Origin of the sequence: Allosalinactinospora lopnorensis (genome assembly GCF_000981225.1) — a bacterium.
Taxonomy (GTDB): domain Bacteria; phylum Actinomycetota; class Actinomycetes; order Streptosporangiales; family Streptosporangiaceae; genus Allosalinactinospora; species Allosalinactinospora lopnorensis.
The window spans coordinates 24,285-30,284 of sequence record NZ_LAJC01000075.1 but is presented as its reverse complement, the minus strand read 5'-3'; the positions used below and the strand labels follow the sequence as shown (position 1 = coordinate 30,284).

The following is a 6,000-nucleotide window of genomic DNA, read 5'->3' as shown; positions in this document are numbered from 1 at the left end:
GGCCCTGGACACCCACCGGCCGGACCGCGTCGGCGGGCACACGTCGCTGGCCCGCCACCTGCTCGCCTTCCGTGACCTGCGAGTCGGCGACATCGTCGTCGCCAACCGCGGAACCTTGGAGATCCTCGCGGTGGGTACCGTCTCCGGTGGCTACTCCTACGACGCCGACCGCGAGCGCTATCGCCACCTGGTCCCCGTCAAGTGGGACCTCTCTTACGCTCAGACCCTCGACCCGCCCCAGGGCGGCTGGCGCCAGACCTTCGCCAAGGTCAAACCTCTGAGCATGCACCGCCTGGAGGCCAACCGCACCGGACAGGACCGATCCACGGTGCCGAGCGTCGGCGTGGCGGCGCCCCAGGTGCGGCGCATCCTGGACGTCCTGCGCGCCAAGGGCCAGGTCGTTCTCTACGGTCCGCCCGGTACCGGAAAGACACGCACCGCCCTCAGCGCCGCGCTCGCTTTCGCCGGCCGGGCCGAGGCCGCCGACTATCCAGCGGAGGAGCGCCGACGCGCGATCGCCGACCTGTTCGACGGCGCGTCTTCCGGCGGAGCCGTGGCCCGCATGGTGACCTTCCACCTTCCTACGGCTACGAGGACTTCGTGGAGGGCTTCAAACCCGCACCCGCCGCGGACGGCGCCGGTCTCAACCTCCGGTTGACCGACGGGATCTTCCTGGACCTGCGCCGCGAGGCGGAGGGGTCGCCGGACCGGACGTTCCTCCTGATCATCGACGAGATCAACCGGGGCGACCTGCCGCGTATCTTCGGCGAGCCGGTGACCTTCCTGGAACAGGACAAGCGCGGGCTGCCCGTGACCCTGCCCGCCAGCAAGCGCACCTTCCGCATTCCGCGCAGTGTGGCGATCCTGGCGACGATGAACACGGCGGACCGCAGTGTCGGCCACCTCGACGCCGCCATCCGGCGCCGCTTCGCCTTCGTCGAGCTGGGCCCCGACCTCGACGCGGTCTCCGGTGCGGTCGGGCCGCTGCGGCTCTCCGCGTTCCTGGAAGAGCTCAACGCGCGCATCACGCGGCACCTGGACGCCGACCACCAGATCGGCCACGCCTACCTGCTGCGCGACGACGTGCCGCTGTCGAGCGAGGAGCAGTTGGCCACCGCCTTCTACACCGACATCGCTCCGCTCCTGGCCGACCACTGCCTGGGCCGCACCGAGCTGCTGCGGCCGCTGCCCGGCGGCCTCCTTGATCCCGACACGGGAGCACCCAAGCAGATGGCCGACTGGGACCTTGCCGTGGCGCTGGCCGACGAGTTCAACTCGGCCGGGGACGACGGCGACGATGTCTGAGCGGCCCGAATACCGCCTCGGTGAGTACGAGTCGGTGGTGCTGGAGGAGCACCGGCTCACCGACGCCGACCTCGCGCACTTGCGGGGACTGACGCGGAGTGGGCGCCTGTCGGCGGCGGCCGTCCCCAGGGGATGGCGGATCAGGGCGGCGGCCGCTGTTGGCGTCGTGGCTCTCGACCGGATCCGGGTGGTCGTCGAACCGAAGCTGGCCATCACCGGCGAACAGCTCATCACCTGGTTGTGCTACGCGTTGCGCACTCCCATGGTGCCGCTGGAGTCGCTGCGCCGCTGGAAGACGGGCCCGAGCGGGTTCACCGAACTCGTCGTGGCCGCGTTGCTGGCAGAATGCCGGGCACTGGCCGCTGACGGGCTGCGCCGCGGCTACGTGTCGGATGACCGCGTCGCACCGGTCCTGCGCGGCCGCCTGAACGCGGCGGCGCAGCTGACCCGGCGCTACGGCATGGTCGACCGCCTTCACGTCCGCGCGCACGAGCGCGACACCGGCATATGGGAGAACCGCGTCTGCGGAACGGCTCTGGCCGCCGCGGCACGGTCTGTCCAGGAGCCGCACCTGCTGCGCGCCCTTGCCGACACCGGTGCGGCGTTCCCCCGCTACCACCACCCGAACGCCGCGGCCGACGTGCTGACCCGGGCCCGCTACACGCGCCTGAACTACCGATACCGTCCCGCGCACGCCTGGGCCGCGCTGGTGCTGGGCGGGGGAGGAGTCGCCGACCTGCTCGCTAACAACGGGTGGCAGGCCGGCGCGCTGCTGCTGGACATGCCCGCGCTGTGGGAGGCCGTGGTCAGCCGGGCGTGCGAACGCGCGGTCCGCCGCCTGGGCGGAAAAGCCGTGCCCTCGGTCGGCGAGCGAGCCCTGACGGTCAGCGGCGACCTGCGCGGCCGGCACACGTTCCGCCCCGACGTCCTACTCGACCTCGGAGCGGAGACCGGACTGGTACCGGTGGACGCCAAGTACAAGGACTACGGCCGCGTGCCGGTCTCCACGGACGACCTCCATCAACTCCTCACCTACAGCGCCGCGTTCGCCCCCGAGCACAACCGCAAGGCCGTGATCGTCTATCCGGACGTCGGCGGTTCCACCCAGCGCACACTGAATGTCGGGGGCTCCTACCCGTCGCTGGGGAGCATCACCGTGGCGGGTCTCGACACCACCGCCGCTCCCGAGCGCGCCGAAGAGCGGATCGCGACGCTGCTGTCCGGGCTCGACCGCGTCCGCCGCCCTGGTCCGGATCGGTGCGGGGGCTATCCGTAGGCGCGGCCCTCGACCCGGTGGAACCGGGGAAGTGGCGGGCGCGGTTGAGGTGGAGGTCTTCGCGTAGGAAGGTGCGGATTCGTTCACCGCCGCGCCGCGCAGACAGCGACCATCCCGGCAGGCGCGCGGGAGTAAGCCCGCGCCGTTCGAAAGGCGGGGGTCGAAGGGTGTCACAGCTTCGGGTGGTGCCTTGTCTTCAGGGGAAAGCACCACACGGAAGGAAAGAACATGCGAGTCTTCGTCGCGGGGCGACCGGGGCACTCGCCGGTCGCGGAGTGGCCGCCGTACCTGGCCGGAGTCGCGGGCGCGAAGCCGCCGCTGCGCGTGCCGCCTGACTCGTTCGGCTGCTCGCTGGAGAGTTCGTCGTGGCTCGGATGACCAGCGTGCGCGGATCCTCGAACGAGAAGGCAAGGAAAGAGCTCGGCTGGGAGCCGCGGTACGCGAGCCGGCGGGAGGGAATCCGTGCTTGGGTCAGCGGATGAGACGGGCGCGGCCGGGTACCGGCCGCTGCTGTTCTCCATCGCCTACGGGATGACCGGATCCGTGGGCGATTCCGAGGACATTGTGCAGGACGCGTTCCTCGGCCTGACCCGGGCGCGCCAGGCGGGAACCACGATCGCCGATCCGAAGGCGTACCTGACGACGGCGGTGACGCGGCTGGGAATCAACTACCTGCGTTCGGCGCGGGTACGGCGGGAGACCTACGTGGGGGACTGGCTGCCCGAGCCGGTCGTCGTGCCCACCGATGGGTCGGGGCCGGCCGAGCACGCCGAGCTGGCCGACTCGCTGTCGATGGCGTTCCTTGTGCTGCTGGAGGCCCTCTCGCCGGTGGAGCGGGCGGTGTTCATGCTGCGCGAGGTGTTCGGGTACGGCTACCCGGATGTGGCGAGGACCACCGGCAAGACCCAGGCGAACTGCCGGCAGATCTTCGCCCGCGCCAGGCAGCGCATCGCCGCCGGAGGGCAGGCGCGCGACAGCCCGCCGCCCCCGGCGCGGCGGGCGGAAGGCGAGGAACTCACTCGCAGGTTCTTCGAGGCCGCCGCGGGCGGCGACATGGACGCGCTGCTCGGCATGCTCGCGCCCGACGTGGTGGTCCACGGGGACGGCGGCGGCAAGGCGCGGACGATCGGGAAGCCGCTGGCCGGGCGGCAGCGCGTCGGGCGGCTGCTCGTCGTCGGGCTCCGCCGGGGCCGGGCCCTCGGCGCCTCCCTCCGGCTGGCCTGGGTCAACGGCCAGCCGGGCGCCGTGATGTACGACGCCGAAGGGCGCGTGGTCGGCGTGGTCGAGCTCGACGTCGCCGACGGCGTGGTCCAGGCGATTCACTCTATGACCAATCCCGACAAGCTTGGTCATATCGGACCGGTGTCTGATATGGCGCGGCTGCCGGAGAAAGGATGAGCCCGCCGGTCAACGCGGCGGCGACACCGCCGCCGTCGCTGACCATAACCACGTCGGGGGCGACAACGTCCAGCAGCGCACCGATCTCCCCGGTGCGGGCCGCTTCCAGGAATCGATCCAGCACCTGCTCCTGGACGGCCTGATCGACCTGCATCCGTGGCCGCCGGGCGGCGACGTGTTCCCGGGCGCGGTGTCCGATCTGGCGCACCGCGGCAGAGGTCTTGCCCAGCGCTTCGGCGATCTCGCCGTAAGGCACGTCGAATACCTCCCGCGGCACGAAGACCGCCCGTTCGGCCGGGCCCAGGGTCTCCAGCACCGTGAGCATCGCGATCGAGACGTTCTCGGCGACGTCGGGACCGGTGAGCAGCGGCTCGGGCGGCCACACCCGACGTACGCCTCGCGAGCGTCCGCAGCCGGCTGAGCGCCTGCCGGGTGACGATGGACCAGGTAGGCGCGCGGGTCGCACACTTCGGCCTGATCGACGTTGGCCCACCGCCGCCAGGTCTCCTCACCACGTCCTCGGCGTCGGCGGCGGAGCCGAGCATCTCGTGGGCGATGGTGAAGAGCGGGCTGCGGTGGGCGACGAACGGGTCGTCGATCATGAGGTCGACGCTACGCCGCTCGGCTCGGCGAGCGGGCGCAGGCCGCACGAAGCCGCGAGGCCCTGCGACTCGATGCCGAGCGCGGTGTTGGTGCGGGACACCAGGTTCGCCGCGCCGATGAACGCCGTGAGCTCCACCAGCGCCGCGTCACCGATCTGCTCCCGCAACCGCGCGGAGAGCTCGTCGCTCACCGTCGGCGGCGTGTGGGTCATCGCCTCGGCGTAGGCCATCACGTCGCGCTCGAGCGGCGTGAACACGTCGGACTCCCGCCACCGCGGCACCTCGCGGGCCTTGTCCAGATCGAGGTTCTCGTCCCGGGCGTGGAAGTAGGCGAGATCCAGGCAGAAGCTGCAGCCCACCATCGACACTGTGGCCATATGGGCGAGCGACTTCATCTGGTGGTCGCACGCGTCCCACTTCTGCGCCTTCCGGCTGAACGCCATGAGGGCCTTCAGCACCGGCTTGCTGTGCCACATCACGCCGAGCGGCTCCGGTACCTCACCGAACCTCTTCTTGCTGAACCTCTTCATCATCGCCCCGAAGATGCCGGTGATCTCGGCCGGGGGCACACGAGTCTTGCTGGCCATGTCGCCTCTTGGTGTTTCGCTGTCACCCATATGGACACCGGTGGCGAATCGTTTGTGACACCCGCGGGGATTATTCTTGCCGACCGCGGCGGAAGAAGAGTTCCGTTATTCCGATCTCCTTCCGACCGGCGCGGACGACACGCCGTACCGCAAGATCATCGACGAGGGAGCAGCACGGTCGGTGCCGTGCCAATCGCTCCTCCGGCAAACCCCGCGGGTCCGGCAACTCCGGAAGTTCGTCCCTGATCTGACCTTCATTCCCACGGTCAAACGAGCAGAAGCCTGGTCACGGATCTGCGTGACCAGGCTTCCGACCTGCTGTTCCATTGGTGGGCGATACTGGATTCGAACCAGTGACCTCTACCGTGTCAAGGTAGCGCTCTAACCAGCTGAGCTAACCGCCCAAGCCGAAGCTCGGAGGTGGAGACGGGATTTGAACCCGTGTCGGCGGCTTTGCAGGCCGCTGCCTCGCCTCTCGGCCACTCCACCGGATCCAGACGAAGGGGGTCCCTCGGTCTCCGAGCGGACGACGGGATTCGAACCCGCGACCCTCACCTTGGCAAGGTGATGCTCTACCAGCTGAGCCACGTCCGCGCGCTGCCCGGCCGCCCGGGGCCTCCCGCCCCGTCGCCGTGCCGCAGTACGCACTTTAGCGGAAAGTACGCGCACGGCAAACCGCGCGGCGCGGCTGGGGAGGCGGCGTTACCGGTCTCACAGTGCTCCCTTCCCGTCCCGCCCGCGTTCCCGGGGTGCCGGTGGGCCGCGCCGGAGTCCGGGGCCGACCGGGCCGAGAGCGGTGCGCCCTCCGACGATATACAGGACGCGTGCGTAT

At 70.4% G+C, this 6,000-nt stretch carries 6 protein-coding genes, 3 tRNA genes and 1 pseudogene; 5 read left to right on the top strand and 5 right to left on the bottom strand.

What is annotated here, in order from left to right:
• The 5 genes and pseudogenes from VS93_RS29845 to sigJ all read left to right on the top strand — a co-directional run.
• A pseudogene (locus VS93_RS29845) lies at window positions 1-658 on the top strand (hypothetical protein); the annotation flags it as partial.
• Window positions 601-1,305 (top strand): AAA family ATPase, encoded by a 705-nt coding sequence (locus VS93_RS29840; RefSeq protein WP_052745921.1) that lies wholly within the window; start codon window positions 601-603, stop codon window positions 1,303-1,305. The pseudogene VS93_RS29845 and the gene VS93_RS29840, both read left to right, overlap by 58 nt.
• On the top strand, window positions 1,298-2,581 hold the full coding sequence (locus tag VS93_RS21950; protein ID WP_046471779.1) for an McrC family protein: 1,284 nt from the start codon (window positions 1,298-1,300) through the stop codon (window positions 2,579-2,581). The genes VS93_RS29840 and VS93_RS21950 overlap by 8 nt, the downstream gene beginning before the upstream one ends.
• Before the next feature lie 228 nt (window positions 2,582-2,809).
• Entirely contained in the window at window positions 2,810-2,959 is a 150-nt protein-coding gene (locus VS93_RS30635; protein WP_201776714.1) for a hypothetical protein, read from the top strand.
• 84 nt (window positions 2,960-3,043) lie between these two features.
• Window positions 3,044-3,979 carry an RNA polymerase sigma factor SigJ gene (gene sigJ, locus VS93_RS21945; RefSeq protein ID WP_082127102.1) on the top strand — a complete coding sequence of 312 codons (936 nt, stop codon included), beginning with the start codon at window positions 3,044-3,046 and terminating at the stop codon, window positions 3,977-3,979.
• On the opposite strand, the gene VS93_RS21940 is transcribed toward sigJ, so the two are convergent.
• The 5 genes from VS93_RS21940 to VS93_RS21920 form a co-directional block, all read right to left on the bottom strand.
• Window positions 3,906-4,364, bottom strand: coding sequence for a sigma factor-like helix-turn-helix DNA-binding protein (locus VS93_RS21940; protein WP_046471778.1), 459 nt, complete (start codon window positions 4,362-4,364; stop codon window positions 3,906-3,908). The two genes, sigJ and VS93_RS21940, sit on opposite strands and share 74 nt — an antisense overlap.
• 213 nt (window positions 4,365-4,577) lie before the next feature.
• The gene (locus VS93_RS21935; RefSeq protein ID WP_046471777.1) at window positions 4,578-5,168 is read right to left on the bottom strand and encodes a carboxymuconolactone decarboxylase family protein; all 591 of its coding nucleotides are present in this window, start codon (window positions 5,166-5,168) and stop codon (window positions 4,578-4,580) included.
• A gap of 327 nt (window positions 5,169-5,495) precedes the next feature.
• Window positions 5,496-5,572: transfer RNA gene (locus tag VS93_RS21930), tRNA-Val, on the bottom strand.
• Window positions 5,573-5,586: 14 nt separating this feature from the next.
• Window positions 5,587-5,657 (bottom strand) — tRNA-Cys (locus VS93_RS21925).
• Window positions 5,658-5,689: 32 nt separating this feature from the next.
• Window positions 5,690-5,762, bottom strand: a tRNA-Gly gene (locus VS93_RS21920).
• Window positions 5,763-6,000: the final 238 nt, after the last annotated feature.